Source organism: Gilliamella sp. wkB112 (assembly GCF_001690685.1).
Lineage (GTDB): Bacteria > Pseudomonadota > Gammaproteobacteria > Enterobacterales > Orbaceae > Gilliamella > Gilliamella apicola_J.
This window is the reverse complement of sequence record NZ_LZGL01000007.1, coordinates 58,050-76,809: the sequence shown is the minus strand read 5'-3', so window position 1 is coordinate 76,809 and position 18,760 is coordinate 58,050. Positions and strand designations below refer to the sequence as shown.

General features: G+C 34.0%; 16 protein-coding genes. 11 read left to right on the top strand and 5 right to left on the bottom strand.

Annotated features, from left to right (window positions below):
- From A9G12_RS02055 to proC, 4 genes are read left to right on the top strand one after another with little or no spacing between them, the layout of a single operon-like run.
- Positions 1-831: an ABC transporter permease gene (locus tag A9G12_RS02055; RefSeq protein ID WP_065564223.1), complete on the top strand. Its 831-nt coding sequence runs from the start codon at positions 1-3 to the stop codon at positions 829-831.
- Complete coding sequence (locus A9G12_RS02050; RefSeq protein WP_065564222.1) at positions 825-2,468, top strand: ABC transporter ATP-binding protein; 1,644 nt, start codon at positions 825-827, stop codon at positions 2,466-2,468. Before A9G12_RS02055 ends, A9G12_RS02050 begins: the two co-directional genes overlap by 7 nt.
- A gap of 12 nt (positions 2,469-2,480) precedes the next feature.
- Positions 2,481-3,332, top strand: a complete 852-nt coding sequence (locus A9G12_RS02045; RefSeq protein ID WP_065564221.1) for a VOC family protein — start codon at positions 2,481-2,483, stop codon at positions 3,330-3,332.
- Positions 3,333-3,347: 15 nt separating this feature from the next.
- Positions 3,348-4,145 carry a pyrroline-5-carboxylate reductase gene (gene proC, locus A9G12_RS02040; RefSeq protein WP_065564220.1) on the top strand — a complete coding sequence of 266 codons (798 nt, stop codon included), beginning with the start codon at positions 3,348-3,350 and terminating at the stop codon, positions 4,143-4,145.
- Positions 4,146-4,238: 93 nt separating this feature from the next.
- On the opposite strand, the gene A9G12_RS02035 is transcribed toward proC, so the two are convergent.
- Entirely contained in the window at positions 4,239-5,558 is a 1,320-nt protein-coding gene (locus A9G12_RS02035) for an MFS transporter (RefSeq protein WP_081299621.1), read from the bottom strand.
- A 287-nt stretch (positions 5,559-5,845) separates the two neighbouring features.
- Between A9G12_RS02035 and A9G12_RS02025 the strand changes: the two genes are divergently transcribed.
- Complete coding sequence (locus A9G12_RS02025) at positions 5,846-6,880, top strand: tagatose 1,6-diphosphate aldolase (protein WP_081299623.1); 1,035 nt, start codon at positions 5,846-5,848, stop codon at positions 6,878-6,880.
- A 167-nt stretch (positions 6,881-7,047) separates the two neighbouring features.
- Here the strand turns inward: A9G12_RS02025 and grxB are convergent, their stop codons facing one another.
- Entirely contained in the window at positions 7,048-7,698 is a 651-nt protein-coding gene (gene grxB, locus A9G12_RS02020) for a glutaredoxin 2 (protein WP_065564217.1), read from the bottom strand.
- Positions 7,695-8,321, bottom strand: coding sequence for a Pr6Pr family membrane protein (locus A9G12_RS02015; RefSeq protein ID WP_065564216.1), 627 nt, complete (start codon positions 8,319-8,321; stop codon positions 7,695-7,697). The genes grxB and A9G12_RS02015 overlap by 4 nt, the downstream gene beginning before the upstream one ends.
- Before the next feature lie 290 nt (positions 8,322-8,611).
- Between A9G12_RS02015 and xerD the strand changes: the two genes are divergently transcribed.
- The 6 genes from xerD to A9G12_RS01985 all read left to right on the top strand — a co-directional run bounded on the left by xerD (position 8,612) and on the right by A9G12_RS01985 (position 15,565).
- A complete protein-coding gene (gene xerD / locus A9G12_RS02010; protein WP_065564215.1) occupies positions 8,612-9,526 on the top strand; it encodes a site-specific tyrosine recombinase XerD in 915 nt (304 codons plus the stop codon).
- 25 nt (positions 9,527-9,551) lie between these two features.
- A complete protein-coding gene (gene dsbC / locus A9G12_RS02005; RefSeq protein WP_065564214.1) occupies positions 9,552-10,250 on the top strand; it encodes a bifunctional protein-disulfide isomerase/oxidoreductase DsbC in 699 nt (232 codons plus the stop codon).
- An 80-nt stretch (positions 10,251-10,330) separates the two neighbouring features.
- Positions 10,331-12,067 (top strand): single-stranded-DNA-specific exonuclease RecJ, encoded by a 1,737-nt coding sequence (gene recJ, locus A9G12_RS02000; protein WP_065564213.1) that lies wholly within the window; start codon positions 10,331-10,333, stop codon positions 12,065-12,067.
- A 135-nt stretch (positions 12,068-12,202) separates the two neighbouring features.
- Positions 12,203-13,594: a UDP-N-acetylmuramate:L-alanyl-gamma-D-glutamyl-meso-diaminopimelate ligase gene (gene mpl / locus A9G12_RS01995; RefSeq protein WP_065564212.1), complete on the top strand. Its 1,392-nt coding sequence runs from the start codon at positions 12,203-12,205 to the stop codon at positions 13,592-13,594.
- A gap of 77 nt (positions 13,595-13,671) precedes the next feature.
- Positions 13,672-15,156, top strand: a complete 1,485-nt coding sequence (locus A9G12_RS01990; RefSeq protein WP_065564211.1) for a bifunctional ADP-dependent NAD(P)H-hydrate dehydratase/NAD(P)H-hydrate epimerase — start codon at positions 13,672-13,674, stop codon at positions 15,154-15,156.
- Positions 15,157-15,205: 49 nt separating this feature from the next.
- The gene (locus tag A9G12_RS01985; protein WP_065564210.1) at positions 15,206-15,565 is read left to right on the top strand and encodes a helix-turn-helix domain-containing protein; all 360 of its coding nucleotides are present in this window, start codon (positions 15,206-15,208) and stop codon (positions 15,563-15,565) included.
- A 59-nt stretch (positions 15,566-15,624) separates the two neighbouring features.
- On the opposite strand, the gene A9G12_RS01980 is transcribed toward A9G12_RS01985, so the two are convergent.
- Together A9G12_RS01980 and A9G12_RS01975 are read right to left on the bottom strand one after the other, a co-directional pair.
- Positions 15,625-16,992: an L-serine ammonia-lyase gene (locus A9G12_RS01980; RefSeq protein WP_065564209.1), complete on the bottom strand. Its 1,368-nt coding sequence runs from the start codon at positions 16,990-16,992 to the stop codon at positions 15,625-15,627.
- 248 nt (positions 16,993-17,240) lie between these two features.
- Entirely contained in the window at positions 17,241-18,545 is a 1,305-nt protein-coding gene (locus A9G12_RS01975; RefSeq protein WP_141674092.1) for a serine/threonine transporter, read from the bottom strand.
- Positions 18,546-18,760: the final 215 nt, after the last annotated feature.

Below are 18,760 nucleotides of genomic sequence, written 5' to 3'. Positions count from 1 at the left end.
ATGGCGTTATTTAAAAATTATTTTCGTAGTCCTACCGCCATTTTTGGCCTAATTTTACTGACATTCATTATATTAGTAGCACTAACAGCCGATTGGATTTTTCCAGGAAATCCTCTGGCGTTAGCTGGTCGCCCCTTACAATGGCCATTAACAAATTCTAAATTTTATCTAGGTACGGACCAAGCCGGTCGAAATATTGCTGCTTTATTATTTCACGGCGCTAGAGTTTCATTAATTATAGGAATAATTGCCACTTTAATCGCAATCCTCATAGGTATAGTAATTGGAGCTATCTCTGGGTTTTATGGCGGATGGGCAGATGATATCTTAATGCGCTTTACTGAAGGATTTCAGATTTTACCTAATTTTTTACTATTATTAGTAGCTGTAGCTATATTTGGATCAACTATAAATATTGTTGTCATTGCCATTGGTGTTGTTTCATGGCCGCCTGTCGCCAGATTAACAAGAGCTGAATTTTTATCATTACGCAACCGCGAATTTGTACAGGCAGGGAAAACACTAGGAATGAGCTCGTTTCGGTTAATGTTTAAGGAAATTTTACCTAATGCTTTACCACCAGTGATTATGTATGCCAGTGTTATTTTATCTACAGCTATCTTGATGGAAAGTGCACTAGCTTTTTTAAATCTCTCTGATCCTAACATTTCATCTTGGGGCAATTCAGTAGGCGCTGGTCGAGCAGTTTTACGACAACAATGGTATGTCTCAGCCATTCCTGGAATTGCAATTTTGTTAACCGTATTGTCAGCATCATTAGTTGGACAAGGTTTAAATGATACCCTTAATCCGAGGTTAAAAAAATGGTAAACCAGAAAAAATTATCTATCAAAAATTTGACCATTACCTTGCCTAATGGTGCTGATCGCACTAATGCAGTCAGTGATATATCGATTGATCTTTATGCTAACGAAATACTTTGTATTGTAGGTGAAAGTGGTTCTGGTAAAACGTTACTATCTAATGCCATTATGGGATTATTACCGGATGGTATTAATGCCTCACAAGGTGAAATTGATTTTAATGGAGATAATTTACTTTCTTACAACGATGCCCAAATGTGTAAAATTCGTGGGTCACGTATTAGTATGGTGTTTCAAGATCCCATGACAGCATTAAACCCGCTTAAAACCATTGCACAACAAATTAGTGAAATATTTATTGTTCATACAAAACTAAATAAGGACGAAATCAATCAGAAAGTAATAACATTATTAAAAGATGTACAAATTCCAAATCCTCAAATAGCTGCCAAAGCTTATCCTCATCAACTTTCCGGAGGGCAAAGGCAACGAGCGATGATCGCCATGGCGTTAGCACTTGAACCCGACATTTTGATAGCCGATGAACCGACCACTGCGTTAGATGTTACCACTCAAGCATGCATATTAACGTTAATTCGTCAGTTACAATCACGTAAAAAAACTGCTGTTTTATTTATTACTCATGATTTTGGTGTCGTAGCTGACATAGCTACTCGCGTTGTGGTTATGCAACAAGGAAAATTAGTCGAACAAGGTACAGCTAATGAGGTATTAAATAGTCCAAGCCATCCTTACACTCAAGCATTAATAGCTTCAGTTCCAGCATTAACACCTGGTGATGTTCGCCGTATTAATAAAGAAATAATTTTAGAAGTAAATAATGTTTCAAAGTCTTACCATGACCATCGTTTTTTTAAACATAACCGCCGTACAACTTATGCAGTTAATAATGTTAGCTTCAAGTTACATAAAGGTAGTACATTAGGCATCGTTGGAGAAAGTGGATCAGGTAAATCAACTCTGGCAAGATGTATTATTAAATTATTAGATATAGATAATGGTCAAATTGATTTCGAGCAAGTCAATATTGCTAATCTAAAAGGCAAAAAACTTAAACAGCATGCACGCCACATTCAAATGGTATTTCAAGATCCTTACGCTTCACTTAATCCTCGACGAAAAGTTGGTGATCAAGTAACAATGGGACCGCAACTTTACGGTGCAACAAAACATGAGGCCATAACTAAAGCAAAAGAATTATTCAAATTAGTTGGATTAGATAGTGAAGCTTTAAATCGTTATCCTCATGAATTTTCAGGAGGACAAAGACAACGTATTGGTCTTGCTCGTGCATTGGCTTTAGAACCGAAAATTCTAATTGCAGATGAACCTGTGTCTGCACTTGATGTTTCTGTACAGGCTCAAGTACTTGAATTATTGACAACACTACGTGAAAAACTTGGACTGACAGTGCTGTTTATTACTCATGATTTACGTGTTGCAGCACAAATCTGTGACCATATTGTGGTAATGAAATCAGGACAGATTGTCGAACAAGGTATAGCATCACAAGTTTTTTTACACCCAACGGATATATATACCCAAAGCTTGCTAGATGCAGTACCAGGGCAAGGTTGGAATCCACCTCGATTAATTGATATGTCTCCAGCCATTCATATTTAAGGAGTTAACCTAATGACAAATATTATCCCACAAATTGACCATGTTGTAATAACCGTATCAGATCAGCTTGATCAAGCGAATTTGAAATATCAAAAATTGGGGTTCTCCATGACAACACGAGGACATCACTCAATTGGTACCAGCAATAATCTGGCTATTTTTAATACTACCTATCTTGAGCTTTTAGGTTATGAATCTCAAAAAGCTGATAAAGTTGATACCAGTTGGCGTTTTGATAATGGATTAACAGGACTTGTATTCAAGACGAAACATGCTGATAGACTTTATCAATCATTACAAACAAATGGTGTGAAAGTTGAAGGTGATGGCCCCAAATCATTTTTCAGACCTGTTGAGCTAAATGATGGAAGTTTGCATGAAGCACGTTTTAAAACCGTTCGTCTAGATCCCTCTTATACACCTAATGGGCAAATCTTTTTTTGTGATCAATTAACACCGGAGTTAGTTTGGCGAAAAGAATGGCAAAAACACCCTAATGGTGTCATCAATATTAACCAAGTTATAATTGAGGCCGAAGATCCAGTTGCATCAATAAATTTATTACAGCGTACCTTTCCAACAGCAGATATTATAGAAGTTGAAGGTGGATTACGCTTAAAGGCTGATGATAAACAAATTGATTATTTAACACCTTCAACCACGCAAAACTTTTTTGGCTCAATGTTAGCAAAATCCAAAAATACACAAGATCGCAAAATTGCTTTAGGGTTTATTACCCAATCATTATCACAAACGCAAAAGGCATTAGAGGCAGGGGGAATATACTTTGTGTTAAAAAATAATTCTATTATTGTACCCGCTAGTGAAACTTACGGTGTAGTGATGATTTTTAAAGAAGCATAATTAAAGGAAATGATTATGAGTAAAATTTTATTTATTGGCAGTGGACATATGTCTGAAGCAATTATTCGAGCGTTAATTAACAATAACACTTATTTACCAAATGATATCTTTGTTAATGATATTATCGAAGAACGTTTAGATTATTTAAAAACTACCTACAATGTCATTCCAACTAAACAAATTATTGATGCTGATATTATTGTTCTTGGGGTTCGCCCTCAAGATGCATGGGCAGAAATTGTTCAACAATTAAATCCTAAAAATGAAAAAACCATTCTTATTTCTATTATTGCTGGCATAACGATTGCTAAAATCAAGCAAGCACTAACTATCAATTTACCGGTTATTAGAACAATCCCTAATACCTTAACCGATACCGGCTATGGTTATTCCGGCGTAGCAACCGATAAATCTGATCAACTATTTGTTAAGCAGGATTTAGTAGTCAAGTTTTTTAACTCTTTTGGTAAATTAGAACATATTGATGAATCTCTGCTTGATATTTTTACAGGTTATGCCGTTGCTGGACCTAATTATATTTATTATTTTTACGAATCTTTAGTTGATGCTGGTGTATTAGTTGGATTATCTCGTGATGTAGCAAAACGTATCGCTCTTGAAAATTTACATGGAGCAGCATCTATGCTTCAATTAAGTAATAAGCACCCACGAGAATTGCTGGATATTAATAATTCTCCTGCGGGTGTAGGTATAAATGGTTTATATGAGCTAAATAATAGTGATTTTACTGCTGGTTTACAACGTAGTGTAAAAGCCTCAGTAAAACGAACAGTGAAGCTTGGCAAAAAATAAATTAGATGTTATTTAGTCCTACCTATTAAAAGAGGAACCAATAGTTATTCTTGTTCCTCTTTTTCAAATAACTAAACTAAATAACCTTGTGATTTATGCAATATCTTTTGCAATATAGCGTTCACTATTATTATGGATTAACAAAAATAATCCAATTAATGCACCTAAAACAAATAATGCTACAACATAAAACGCTGGCGCCATTTTGCTTAAAAAATCACTAAAAAAAGAAATCATTAATGGCGTTAAGCCTCCTGCAATTGCATAAGCCATATTGAATGAAAATGAAACCCCACTATAACGAATCTCAGTTGGAAACACTTTAACCATAAAGTAAGCAAACGAACCAACAATACCAATACCAAAACCAGCTAATGGATAAGTAATAAATAAAAGATGCGGGTTATCCAAAGATAAATAAAAGGAAGCAACGGCAATAGCGGCAATAATGCAACCAATAAATAGCACCTTACCCATAGTGAATTTATCCATCATTAAGCCATAAAAAGTACAACTAATAATTAGTCCGACAATGGCTAGAATATTTCCTTGCAGTGCATCAATAGCGGAAAAACCAAATTGCTTTTGTAATAAAATTGGTGTCATTAACATGATGACCATAATTCCAGCTGATAAAACCCAAGTTAGTAACATTGACAAAATAGTTTGAGGCAAATATTGTGTTAAAACTGTAACTACTGGAAGTTTTTTAGACAATTCCAGTTGTTTACGTTTTTGGATTGCCAAAAAAATAGGCGTTTCTTTTAACCATCGCCGTAAATACATAGCAATTAAACCAAAAATACCACCAATAATAAATGGTACTCGCCATCCCCAATCAATCATCTGCTGAGGTGATGCACTTTTATTCATTATTGTTGATACCAGAGAGCCAAGTAAAATTCCTAGACTTAACCCACTAGTCAAAATTCCACAAGCTAAACCGATTTTGTTCTTTGGCACGTGTTCGGCAACAAACGTCCAAGCTCCTGGCACCTCACCACCGACGGCCAAACCTTGGCATAATCGCATAATTAACAACAATAATGGAGCAAAAATACCAATAGAGGAATATGTTGGTAAACAACCGATAAACAGTGTCGGTAACGCCATAAGTAATATACTTAACGTAAACATACGTTTGCGGCCGAATAGATCGCCAAAATGGGCCATAACAATACCGCCAAATGGACGAATTAAATAACCAGCAGCAAAAATGCCAAAGGTTTGTACTTGGCTTAACCAAGCTGGCATATCGTTAGGAAAAAATAAATGACTGATGGTAATTGAAAAAAAGACAAAAATAATAAAATCATAAAACTCTAATGCACCACCTAGTGCAGAAAGTGCCAAAGTTTTATAGTCTTGATTATTTAAACTTCGCATTGGTGTAATGGTTACTGAACCTAACATAATTATCCTTGTAAATCATTTTATACACATAGTATATTATTTTGTACTAATATACCTAAACTATCTCTTTTTTAAAAGAAAATTACTTTTTTAATGGCAAATTATTCATTAAATAAAATGATATATACAACTAACTTATTTAAATACAATGAGCGAAATTGCTATGGCAGTATTGAGTTATTAAAAAGTTATTTAAAATTAAAACTAGCACAAATGAATAATAAACATCTGCACAAAAAAAATACAATAGATAAACTGTATATTAAATTGGAGATCTATAAATGGCTATAAAACGTATTTCTCGTGGCAAATTTACTCGTTTACAACAATTGTCAAACCAAGATGGTGTGATTGCAGCTTTAGCAATTGACCAACGTGGTTCTATGGTTAAGATGATGGAATCTGCTGTTGGTAAAGATCGTTATAATGTAGAGATGGTCTATGAATTTAAAGAGTTAGTATCACAAGAATTGACTAAATATGTTAGTGCAATTTTGTTAGATGAACAGTATGGTTTTAAAGGTATGGCTAAAAAGAATAGCAATGCTGGCTTAATAATGTCATATGAAAAAACAGGATACGATGCCAATACTCCTGGTAGATTACCAGATATATTACCTGAAGATTCTTTAAAACGGTTATTGAAAAAAGGAGCTGATGCCGCAAAAGTTCTTGTTTATTATAATCCAGATGATCCCCAAGATATTTTAGATAAAAAACATGCCTTTCTAGAACGCCTAGGTAATGAAGCCAGAGCGGCTGATATTCCTGTTTTTGTTGAGCCAATTGTATATGATAATGAAATTACGGATGATAAAAGTCCGGAATTTGCCAAAATCAAACCACAAAAAGTTATAAATACCATTAAAGAGTTTACAAAAGATCAATATTACATCGATATTTTAAAAGTTGAAGTTCCGGTACTATTTAAAAATGTGGAAGGATTTAATGACACTAATGCTGTGGTTTATTCACAAAAACAAGCTGCTGATTACTTCAAACAAGCCAGTGATATTGCTACAAGGCCTTTTATTTATTTAAGTGCGGGCGTACCAACCAAAACTTTCCATGAAGAATTGATTTTTGCTGGTGACAATGGTGCTAAATTTAGTGGTATTTTAGGTGGTAGAGCCACTTGGTTTGAAGGTGTAGCTGCTTATGCTAAAGGTGGTAAAGATGGATTATTACATTGGTTAGATACTATTGGCCGTGAAAATGTTGAACATCTAAATAAAATCTTAAAACAATACGCCACTCCATGGTATGATATTTACGGTGGGCTAGATAAAATTGAAGTGATTGACCCAATTCTTGGAAACTAACTAAACTTTTTTACGTCTGAGTAACTATCACTTATTACTAATTACGACAAGTACTAATATGACGAGAGTATAGGGTTTTCCTATTTCCCCTTCTCTCTACCAATGTTCCGTCGATATTTGTCGGCGGAACTTTATACTTACTCATTAATTAATATCTAATTTCCACACTATATCGCCCTATCAAAAAACAAATCAACCTTACTTTGCTTAGCTACTGTTTGAAGATATGCTTTAATTTTAGTTGGAAAAATTAAATCTTTAACACAAGTCAAATTGCGTAATATCGGGAATAATAAAATATCATCTAAAGACAAGCGCCCATTGCAAGCATTTGGGCAAATAATAAGTGATTCTAGTTTATTAAAAATATTATTTATTTCTGAAATTAATATGTCAGATTGTGCTAAACAATCATCAAATGATGGCATTTTATTTGCTTTACTTGCTACAAAATCATTAATAGCACTTTGAGTGGTAAATTCTAGTAAATTCATTTTTACATAACGAGGGCATTCCAGGCGATAATCATACTGTTGAAGCTGTTTAATTAATTCTGCAATTTCAGATGAACTAACATCAGTTAAGATAGGTTTGCCACCATAATTCTGATCAACATAATCAACAATATCAAGACTTTCTGGCATAAAACTACCATCATCTTTTTGTAAAATTGGTACCATTTTTTCACCGATCATACTAATTGGTGATTTACTGTCATCACTTAACAATACCTGTTGTTCTACAGGAATATTTTTAAGGCCAAATATCATTCTAGCTCTTACACAAAAAGGACAGTGTTCATAAATATATAGTTTCATTTGCGTTTCCTTAAATGATCAATACACCATAAAATAAAAGTTAAACCAAGAAATAGAAAAACAACCATACATACAGCGAATAAAGCTTTGGGATAACCAACCCGTATCACATTTATAAAAGGATATGGATATAGGTTAGTATAATAACCTCGAACAAAAATATAAACACCATAAGCAAGCATTGACAATAGCGAACCAATTATTACACGAAAATGGATTCGTCGAAACGGTCCCCAAATTAACCAGCTCAGAAGTCCTAAAACAGGAAGCACTACATGTAAACTCTCATTAGTAAAAGTTAACATTAAATTAGGGGGAGTATGAATCGGCCGTAATATCAAATTATAAACTAATGTCGTAATGATAACGCCAACTAAACCATTTAAACGAATAACTTTAAAACTAAACCGATTACAAGTAGGATTAAAAGCTAACCAAAAACAACTTATTGCTAACATAAAATTTGATAACACGGTAAAAAAGCTATAGTAAAAAATTAATCGACCAATTGATGTGGAAGGTTGCCAAGGGCGCAGTTGAACATGCCAATAAATATAACTTTCAACGCCTATAACAGTAATTGCAAACAGAGCAATAAATAAATTAATACTTCGTTTAAACATAACAAATATTTTAAAAATAAACTAATACTATAGTATATAGTGAATAAAAAAAAACACATATTATATTAATAAGTTATTATGTCATTCTTTAATAATGCTTATGTAAAGAAGTTTCAGGAGTGCTATACGTTTTAGTGTTAATTATATTTACTTGTAATAGGTATTAATCTTAGTAACACAAAAATTACTATACATTAGTTACACCTTATTAACATCTCAGGAAACTGCAACTTATTACTATTACATAGTATATAATATAAATAATTGTTTAAAGGTTGAGATAATTTTTAATGTCAGGAAATAATATATTACCAGCGGATAAAATGCTGATTGAACAGTTTCTTGATTCATTATGGTTAGAACGTAATCTTGCGGAAAATACCATTGAATCATATAAACTAGATCTATTTGCGTTATGTTTATTCTTACTACACCAAAAAGTTACTTGTCTCAACTGTCAAACATTGCATTTACAAGATTTTTTAATGCAAAGAGTAAAAAATGGCTATAAAGCCAGTAGTTCTGCCCGTTTACTGAGTGCAACTAAACGTTTTTTTCAATATTTATACCAAGAAAATTATCGCACCGATGATCCATCTGCAGCGTTATCATCACCTAAGTTACCTAAAAAACTACCCAAAGATTTGACGGAATCCCAAGTAGGAGCATTGCTGGAATCACCTAATATTGAAGATCCCATTGAAACTCGAGATAAAGCAATGTTAGAAGTACTATATGCAACTGGATTACGCGTTTCTGAATTGGTCAATTTGGAAATTAGTGATATCAGTTTACGCCAAGGTGTAGTGAGAGTAATCGGTAAAGGTAATAAAGAACGTTTGGTGCCCTTAGGTGAAGAAGCAGTTTATTGGCTTGAGTATTTTTTTAAATATGCTCGAAATGATCTACTTAAAAATGGTCCAATTGACGCTCTTTTCCCTAGTAGATTAGGTAAAAAAATGACAAGACAGACGTTCTGGCATCGAATAAAATATTATGCCATACTAACGGGCATTAATATTGAAGCACTTTCACCTCATGTTTTACGCCATGCTTTTGCAACTCATCTGCTTAATCATGGGGCAGATTTACGTGTGGTACAAATGTTATTAGGTCATAGTAGTTTATCTACTACACAAATCTATACACATGTAGCTACTGAAAGGTTAAAACAGTTACATCGTAAACATCATCCTCGAGCATAACGCTCATATTATTAAGGATTATTGAATGAAGAAATTAGTTTTAGGTTTAGCATTAATCTCAACATCTGTATTGGCAAGCAATGCAGATATTACCAAAACTTTAGGCAAATTAGGCTATGGTACTAAAGATTTAAAAATCTCTAATAGTCCAGTACAAGGATTAAAAAAAGTACTGACACCCGATGGTCTTTTTTACGTTACTGATGATGGCAAATACTTAACTCAAGGGCCTATTTATAATTTAGAGGGAAATGAACCTGAAAATATTGCCAATAGTGATAATGCGAAATTAATCAAATCAATAGATAAAGATGCTATTGTTTATCAAGCTAAAAATGAAAAATATGTAATATCTGTCTTTACTGACTATACCTGCCATTATTGTAAATTACTGCATGAAAATATTAACCAATATTTAGACGCTGGCATCTCGATACACTATTTTGCATTCCCTCGTGCAGGAGCTGATAGTGAGGTAGGTAAAAATATGCAATCAATATGGAGTACGGTTAATCGCAAAGCTGCTTTTGAAAATGCCTATAAAGGAAATACTATTTCACCAGCAAATAGTATGGTTCCTTACGTAAAACAACAATTTAATGTTGGTAAACAACTCGGTATTAGTGGTACCCCGGCAATTATTTTACCAAATGGTCAACTGATTTCAGGATATGTACCCGCCGACAAATTACTTGATGCTTTAAATAAAAATCCATCTAAATAGTATTTAACTAATACATTTAAATTGAAATTTAAACTTAATATTAAAATTTATGTTAGCGCAAATGCGCTAGCATTTAAAATATGAATAAGAATAAATTATTACGGCGAAAATTACCCGAATCTTTTCCCGAGTTATCAAAAGATATTCCGTTATTATTGCAACGAATTTATGCTTTACGTGGGATTAAATCCATGCAAGAGCTTGATTATAGTACGCGTAATTTATGCAATTATGATACATTACATGGCACAGAGGATGCGGTCGAAATTCTTTATTTAGCCATGAAAAATAAACAACGGATTATGATCGTTGGCGATTTCGATACTGATGGTGCAACCAGTACAGCTCTAACAGTCAAAGCATTGCGAACAATGGGATGTCATTGGGTCGATTATATCATTCCGGATAGATTTGAAGATGGTTATGGATTAAGTATTGCTGTAGTAAAGAAAGCACTCCTGCAAAAAACTGATCTTATTATTACCGTCGATAATGGTATTTCAGCTATTGAAGCAGTAGAGTTTGCTAAACAAGCTAATTTAACAGTCATTATTACTGATCATCATTTGTGCCCAGAAAAATTACCTGTAGCAGATGCCATAATAAATCCTAATTTACCCAATTGCACTTTTCCGTCTAAACACTTAGCCGGTGTAGGTGTAGCCTTTTATTTTATGTCTGCATTACGGGCAAAATTACGACAAGAGAATTGGTTTGTTGATAATAATTTACCTGAATATAATATCGCTAATTTATTAGATCTGGTTGCTTTAGGCACTATTGCTGATGTAGTCAAACTTGATCATAATAATCGAATATTAGTTCATCAAGGGGTAAATAGAATCCGCAGCGGTTACTGTTGTGATGGTATAAGAGCCTTATTACAATTAGCAAAAAGAGATGCATTATCATTTACCGCAACTGATTTGGCATTTTATATTGCGCCAAGATTAAATGCAGCCGGACGTATGGATAACATGTCACTTGGAGTTGAATTACTACTCTGCGAAAATTATCAATTAGCAATCAAAATGGCGACCGATCTTGATATTCTTAATAATGATCGTAAATTGATTGAACAAACCATGCATAAAGAAGCATTATCTTTTATCCAAAAAGTCGAAAAAGAACAAACAACTATCCCAAATTTATTAGTAGTTTATCACCCAGAATGGCATCAAGGTATCATCGGTATTTTATCCGCCCGCTTAAAAGACAAATACTATCGTCCGGTGATTTCGTTTGCCTCAACACAAGATGGTTTTTTAAAAGGATCTGGTCGCTCAATTCCAGGCGTTCATTTACGTGATTTATTAGAAGAACTTAATCAACAATATCCCGATTTAATAGTAAGCTTTGGTGGGCATGCAATGGCTGCGGGACTTACTATTCTTGAAGAAAAATTGGAATCTTTTAAAACCTGTATTGAAACATTGGTAAACAATCGTATAAACCCTGATTTACTTCAGCAGGTTATTGAAACAGATGGAGAAGTCGATAGCCACGATTTAAATTATATAATAGCTAAGCAGTTAAAAGAATTTGGACCTTGGGGAGAAGGGTTTTCTGAACCTATTTTCGATGGAGAATTTATTATTCATCAACAAAGAATATTTGCAGAAAAGCATCTTAGTTTGATTTTAGAACCTAAAAACGGTGGACCGCTAATTGAAGGTGTATATTTCAATGTTAATCATTCGGAATGGCCGGATCAATCAATAAAAAATATAAAAATTGTATATCATTTAGATGTAAACGAATTTCGAGGTAACCAATCTGCTAAACTGCTGATTAAGCATGTATGGCCTATCGCTTAAGCAATAAAAATCGATTATAATTTCTTAACATCCTCAAATTACATCAAATTGCGGATTAACAACTAACGCATTAACAAGATATAATTAATAATTAATAATTAATAATAAATATTTATACAAAACTAAGGACTAAAAATGCATATTCATATTCTAGGGATTTGTGGCACGTTTATGGCAGGAATCGCATTAATAGCCCGCTCGCTAGGTTACAAGGTAACGGGTTCAGATAAAAATGTTTATCCGCCAATGAGTACTTTATTACAACAAGAAAAAGTGGATATCATCGAAGGTTATGATCCTTCTCAACTTAACCCTAGCCCTGATTTAGTGATTATTGGTAATGCTTTATCAAGAGGCAACCCTTGCATTGAATATATTCTTGATAAGAATATTCCTTATATCTCTGCCCCTCAATGGTTACATGATAATGTATTACGTGAACGTTGGGTTATCGCAGTTGCTGGTACCCATGGTAAAACAACCACTGCAGGAATGATCAACTGGATTTTAGAGCAACAAGGATATAAACAAGGCTTTGTTATTGGTGGTGTACCTGGTAATTTTAAGGTTTCTGCTCGATTAGGTGAAGGTAATTTTTTTGTTATTGAAGCTGATGAATACGACTGTTCATTCTTTGATAAGCGCTCAAAATTTATGCACTACTGCCCCAAAACCTTAGTAATGAATAATCTAGAATTTGATCATGCTGACATTTTTGATGATCTTAGTTCAATTCAAAAACAATTTCATCACCTAGTTCGCTTAGTACCAAGTAAAGGCTTAATTATTTCGCCACAAGAAGATGTCAATTTAAAACAAGTATTGGCTAAAGGTTGTTGGAGCGAACAAGCATTTACCGAATCTGAAATTGGTTGGCAAGCTCAACGAATCAATAATGATGCTAGCCACTTTGCAGTCTATCTCAATAGTAAAAAAGTTGGTGAAGTCCAATATTCATTAGTTGGTGAACATAATATGCATAATGCCTTAATGGCAATTGCAGCAGCACATAATGTTGGTATTCAACCTGCTGATGCCTGCCTAGCACTTGGTTCATTTGTTAATGCTAAACGACGCTTAGAACTTTATGGTGAAGTAAATAATATTGAAATTTATGATGACTTTGCACATCATCCAACTGCAATTTTAGCCACTTTAGAAGCTCTTCGTAGCAAAATTGGTGCTAATCGCCGCATTTTAGCTGTACTTGAACCACGTTCAAATACTATGAAGTTAGGTATTTCAAAAGGCGAGCTGGCACCATCACTTGGGCGTGCTGATGAGATTTTTATTTTCCAACCTGAACAATTACCTTGGTTAGTTGCTGATGTAGTTGATGCTTGTATTCAACCAGCTTATTGGTCTGGTGATATTGATTTGTTAGTGGAAATGATTACTAAAGCAACTCGGCCTACCGATGCGATTTTAATTATGAGTAATGGTGGTTTTGGTGGTATTCATAAGAAAATTTTAGAAAGTCTGAAAAAACAGCAAACTAAATCCCGAGATAAAGATCAGATTATTTGATGCCGCTGCCCAAATGACAAGTCGATAAGTGTGTGCTTGTCATATTAAATATATACCTTTTAAGGAAGGAGGTTGTAATGCAATACTTAGTTACCTCGTCAGAAATGAAGCATTACGATACTTATACATCTCAAAAGGTGGGTATACCTTCCATGGTTTTAATGGAAAGAGCAGCTTTAGCTGTGATTGAACAACTTAACACAGGTCAATTTGATTTGCATAAAGTTGCTGTAGTTTGCGGTTATGGTAATAATGGCGGCGATGGTGTAGCTGTTGCTCGTTTACTTAAATTAAAACAAATTAGTGTAGTAATTTATTTTGTTGGTAATCCCAATCATTGTTCTCCAGAAACATTACAACAAATAAAAATTGCTCAACATTATGAGATACCAATAACTACTTCATTATCTGACTCTTTTACTGGCTATACCACCATAGTCGATGCTATCTTTGGTATTGGCTTAGATCGTACCATTAGTGGTGATTTTTATCATATTATTCAATTAATCAATCAAAGCCGAGCAGATGTATTGTCAATTGATATTCCTTCGGGTATTTCGGCGGATACTGGAAAAATACTAGGTATAGCAGTTAAAGCTAAGCAGACGGTAACTTTTGCTTATAAAAAAATAGGATTAGTACTTTATCCTGGTACTGAATTTGCTGGTGATATACATATTGCTGACATAGGTATATATGCTGACGAACTTCCTGACTATTATACGTATACAGCTGATACATTAATTAATTTGTTACCTAACAGAAGTAACTATTCTAATAAAGGTAGTTTTGGAAAAGTGTTGGTTATTGCGGGATCGGAAAATATAAGTGGTGCTGCTTTTCTTGCCGCTAAAGCCGCTTACCGAACTGGGGCTGGGTTAGTGCGCATTTACACACCAGAATGTAATCGTAATATTTTACTTAATCAATTACCAGAAGCTTTACTAACCACTTATATCTCTAATCAAATTGATAAAGCTCAACTTGACGAAGTCATTAACTGGGCATCCGTTATTGTGATTGGTCCAGGTATCGGAGTATCTGATAATACTCATAAGATTCTATCAACCGTTCTCAAACAGGCTAAGATCCCAGTTATTATCGATGCTGATGGGCTTAATATTTTAGCACAAGATTTAAAATTACTAACTCAAACCGAATCTACAGTGATTGTGACACCACATTTAGGTGAAATGGCTAGACTAACCAATAAAACCATAGCAGATATCGCTGACAATTTAATCGCAAGTGCGCAAGCATTTGCGGAACAATTCCAAGTGATTTGTGTAATGAAAGATGCTAGAACTATTGTAGCTACACCTTACAAAAAGACATACATTAATCAATCAGGAAATAATGGTATGGCTACAGGTGGAACCGGTGATGTACTAACTGGTATTATGGCTGGACTTATTGCACAACATCTACCTCCGAGACAATCTGCCCCAGTAAGTGTTTACTTGCATGGTTTAGCAGGTGATGCTGCGGTCAAAAAACTAAATAAATATAGCTTATTAGCTAGTGATATAATTGCGAGTTTAACTAATATATTATCTGTTTAGAATAGAAATAAATACAGGAATCCCAGAGTTTATAAAATGAGGATATTTAATGAATGAAACTAATGACATAGTTACTATGCTATGCCGTAGAATAAAAATGGCAAGAATTGAGAAAAATTTATCCCAAGTAGAACTCGCAAAAAAATCAGAAATAGGCATAGCCACCATAAAACGTATTGAATTAGGTGAATCGATTACCTTGCAAACATTGATTTCCGTTCTCCGCGGATTAGGTGAACTTGATCAACTTAATAATTTACTTGCTTATAATGAAGTCATTCATAAAACATCAGCTGAATTGCCAAAACGTAAAAGAAGACAACGACAAGTAAAAACAGAAAAAGTAGATGTAATAGCAGAGAATGACTTTTTGCGTTCTAATGTTAATACTATGCGTTGGAAATATTAAATCTAATTTAAGCTTTCGCCGATAAGACAATCGGCGAATTTGAAATATATTAATAAATCTTAACTACAGTGAACAGTAATTGCCAACCCACCCCTCGATGTTTCCCGGTATTTTGCATTCATATCCTTACCGGTTTCATACATGGTTTCAATAACCTTATCTAAAGATACTTTGGCCGCAGTTGTTCGTCTTAAAGCCATTCGTGTCGCGTTAATTGATTTTACTGCTGCTATTGCATTACGCTCAATACATGGCACTTGCACCTGCCCGGCAACTGGATCACAAGTCAAACCTAAATTATGTTCCATAGCTATTTCTGCCGCCATACAAACCTGCTGTGGGTTTCCACCCAAAAGTTCTGCTAGACCTGCTGCTGCCATAGAACACGCAACACCAACCTCACCTTGACACCCAACTTCTGCACCAGAAATAGAAGCATTCATTTGATAAAGTTGCCCAATTGCTCCACATGTTAAAAAGAATCGAATATAAATATCTGGTGTAACCTGATTAATAAACTTATTATAATAGCCAAGAACGGCAGGTATAATGCCACATGCGCCATTAGTTGGAGCAGTAACAACTCGACCACCTGCAGCATTCTCTTCACTAACTGCCAAAGCAAACATATTTACCCAGTCAATAATTATCATGGGATCGCTAATTATTTTATCTTTAGTGGTAGATAATTGTCGGTATAATGAAAATGCACGACGAGGAACTTTAAGAGGACCGGGCAAGGCCCCCTCAGTATTCATACCACGTTTTATACCTTCTAAAATAGTTTTCCCTACGCGAGAAAAATAATCCTCAATCTCTTCATACGTATGCAACTGTAACTCATTTTTCATCATAATACTGGAGATTGATAATGAGTTATCTTCACAATATTGTAATAACTGAGCAGCTGAAGAAAATGGATAAGGAAGTTTTACAGAATCCTGTTCCTGCTGACCAAATTGTTCTTCTTCAACAATTTTACCACCGCCTACAGAGTAATACGTTTTTTGCAATAACAAAGTTTCACCCTCATATGCGCTAAGCGTCATACCGTTTTCATGTAACGGCAAAAATTTCGAGTGAAAAACCATACTCGTTGTAAGAGGAAAGTCGATCTCATAACGGTTATTGTAAATAGGTAAACGATGAGTTTGGCTAATTTTTTCGATAAATGATGGAATATTATCAATATTAACAGTATCAGGTTTTTCTCCAGCTAATCCCATAATTATAGCAATATCTGTTTGATGACCTTTACCAGTTAATGATAGAGAACCATAAACATCTGCAACAATTTTAGTAACCGACGACATTTTATTTTCGCGGATTAGTTGATCTATAAATGCTTTTCCTGCCCTCATTGGTCCAACAGTATGTGAACTTGAAGGCCCAATACCAATTTTAAATATTTCAAATACCGAGCTCATATTTTTTCCCTTTTGCTGCACCAACGTTAATGAATAACAGATGGTTTAAATCTATGTAAATTATGTATCGCTACTAATTAGATGACATACATTAATATTGTTAGATTTTTACTAATCATAAATATACAACTTACTTTGCGTGTTACGAGTAGTTATATTTTTTTAGATAAGTCGCATGCCTGCTAACTTTTTCCGCCGACGAAGAACGGCGGCGTTTTATTTTGAATAATAATGAATATATAGTACTTTTAAATTAAATTATAAATTGCGGCAGATATCGCTATAAGACCCATGATAACAATAAAAACATTAGTTAGTTTTCCGCGATATTTTGCTAATGCTGGTAATTTATGAATTGCATACATTGGCATTAAGAACAATAATATTGCAAGGATTGGACCACCAAGAGACTCTATTAGTCCTAAAATACTCGGATTAAGTGTTGCAATTCCCCACGCAGTGACAAGCATGAATAAGATAGCAATTTTATCAAGCTTCTTTTGCGAAATTGTTTTACCACGACTACGTAAAGCTTTATTAACAATACCATTAAAGCCTTCTTTACCACCCAAATAATGACCTAAAAATGATTTAGCCATAGCAATAAAGGCAATTGGCGGCCCAATATATTCAATTACTGGTGAATTAAATCGATTAGCCAAATACGATAATGTTGAAATATTTTGTGCTTTAGCCTCGAGTAGCTCTGCCGGAGTTAAGCAAAGTGCACAACTGAAAACAAAAAACATTACAGTCATAACCATCATTATATTACTTGCGGCAATAATTTTAGTGCATTTTGGTTCTGCAAAATTTTCACCATATTCTTTACGTTTTGCTACTGCTAAGGATGAGATAATTGGTGAATGATTAAATGCAAATACCATTACAGGTATCACTAGCCATAGTGTCATTAAAATACTTCGACCACCTTCACTACTACTATTGCTCAATGAGAAATTAGTAAAAATTTCACCATTCCATTCAGGAATTAAGAATAATGCTAGAATCATTAAAACAGTTATAAATGGAAACACCAAGATTGACATAACTTTAACAATCAATTCTTCCCCAAAGTGGACAATTAACATTAAAAAAGCAACTAAAATAAATGACAGTAAAGCTCTTGGTGGCGCTACCATTCCTAGCTGATGAGTTATAAAACTATCTACAGTATTAGTTATACCAACACTATAAACTAATAAAATGGGGTAAATTGCAAAAAAATAAAGTACTGTTATCCAATTACCTGCTGTACGGCCAAAAGCCTCTTCAACAACCACCGTAATATCTCCGTCTCGACTTTTGCCAGACAACACAAATCGACATAAAGCTTGATGAGCAAAGAAAGTCATTGGAAAAGCAAGCACTAGCATCACTAATAATGGTATTAATCCACCTACGCCTGCATTAATTGGTAGAAAAAGTACTCCGGCACCGATCGCCGTACCGTAAAGACTAAGCATCCATAAAGTATCACTTTTACGCCATTTTGGTAATTTTGATTCTTTTTGTGTAGTTTTAATATCCTCATTAGATATGACATTGCCCATATTAAATTTCTCCCTTTAAAATAACATGGACATATAATATCAATTTAAAGACCTCTATAGTGTGATCTTCATCACACAAAATTAAAAAAATTAATAATAATCAAATAGATGCATGATATCTGTTTTGATACTTATTAAGCTAATAATTGATAAAGTATCATTTCTGATTCCATTAAAGTGTGCAATATATAGCAATTTAATAATAAATGAAGAAT

Coding starts and splice junctions, on each gene's coding strand:
- A9G12_RS01985 (WP_065564210.1), top strand. CDS start 15,206: ATGAATGAAACTAATGACATAGTTACTATGCTATGCCGTAGAATAAAA.
- A9G12_RS02050 (WP_065564222.1), top strand. CDS start 825: ATGGTAAACCAGAAAAAATTATCTATCAAAAATTTGACCATTACCTTG.
- dsbC (WP_065564214.1), top strand. CDS start 9,552: ATGAAGAAATTAGTTTTAGGTTTAGCATTAATCTCAACATCTGTATTG.
- A9G12_RS02015 (WP_065564216.1), bottom strand. CDS start 8,321: ATGTTTAAACGAAGTATTAATTTATTTATTGCTCTGTTTGCAATTACT.
- proC (WP_065564220.1), top strand. CDS start 3,348: ATGAGTAAAATTTTATTTATTGGCAGTGGACATATGTCTGAAGCAATT.
- A9G12_RS02055 (WP_065564223.1), top strand. CDS start 1: ATGGCGTTATTTAAAAATTATTTTCGTAGTCCTACCGCCATTTTTGGC.
- grxB (WP_065564217.1), bottom strand. CDS start 7,698: ATGAAACTATATATTTATGAACACTGTCCTTTTTGTGTAAGAGCTAGA.
- mpl (WP_065564212.1), top strand. CDS start 12,203: ATGCATATTCATATTCTAGGGATTTGTGGCACGTTTATGGCAGGAATC.
- A9G12_RS02045 (WP_065564221.1), top strand. CDS start 2,481: ATGACAAATATTATCCCACAAATTGACCATGTTGTAATAACCGTATCA.
- A9G12_RS01980 (WP_065564209.1), bottom strand. CDS start 16,992: ATGAGCTCGGTATTTGAAATATTTAAAATTGGTATTGGGCCTTCAAGT.
- A9G12_RS01990 (WP_065564211.1), top strand. CDS start 13,672: ATGCAATACTTAGTTACCTCGTCAGAAATGAAGCATTACGATACTTAT.
- recJ (WP_065564213.1), top strand. CDS start 10,331: ATGAATAAGAATAAATTATTACGGCGAAAATTACCCGAATCTTTTCCC.
- A9G12_RS01975 (WP_141674092.1), bottom strand. CDS start 18,545: ATGGGCAATGTCATATCTAATGAGGATATTAAAACTACACAAAAAGAA.
- A9G12_RS02035 (WP_081299621.1), bottom strand. CDS start 5,558: ATGTTAGGTTCAGTAACCATTACACCAATGCGAAGTTTAAATAATCAA.
- xerD (WP_065564215.1), top strand. CDS start 8,612: ATGTCAGGAAATAATATATTACCAGCGGATAAAATGCTGATTGAACAG.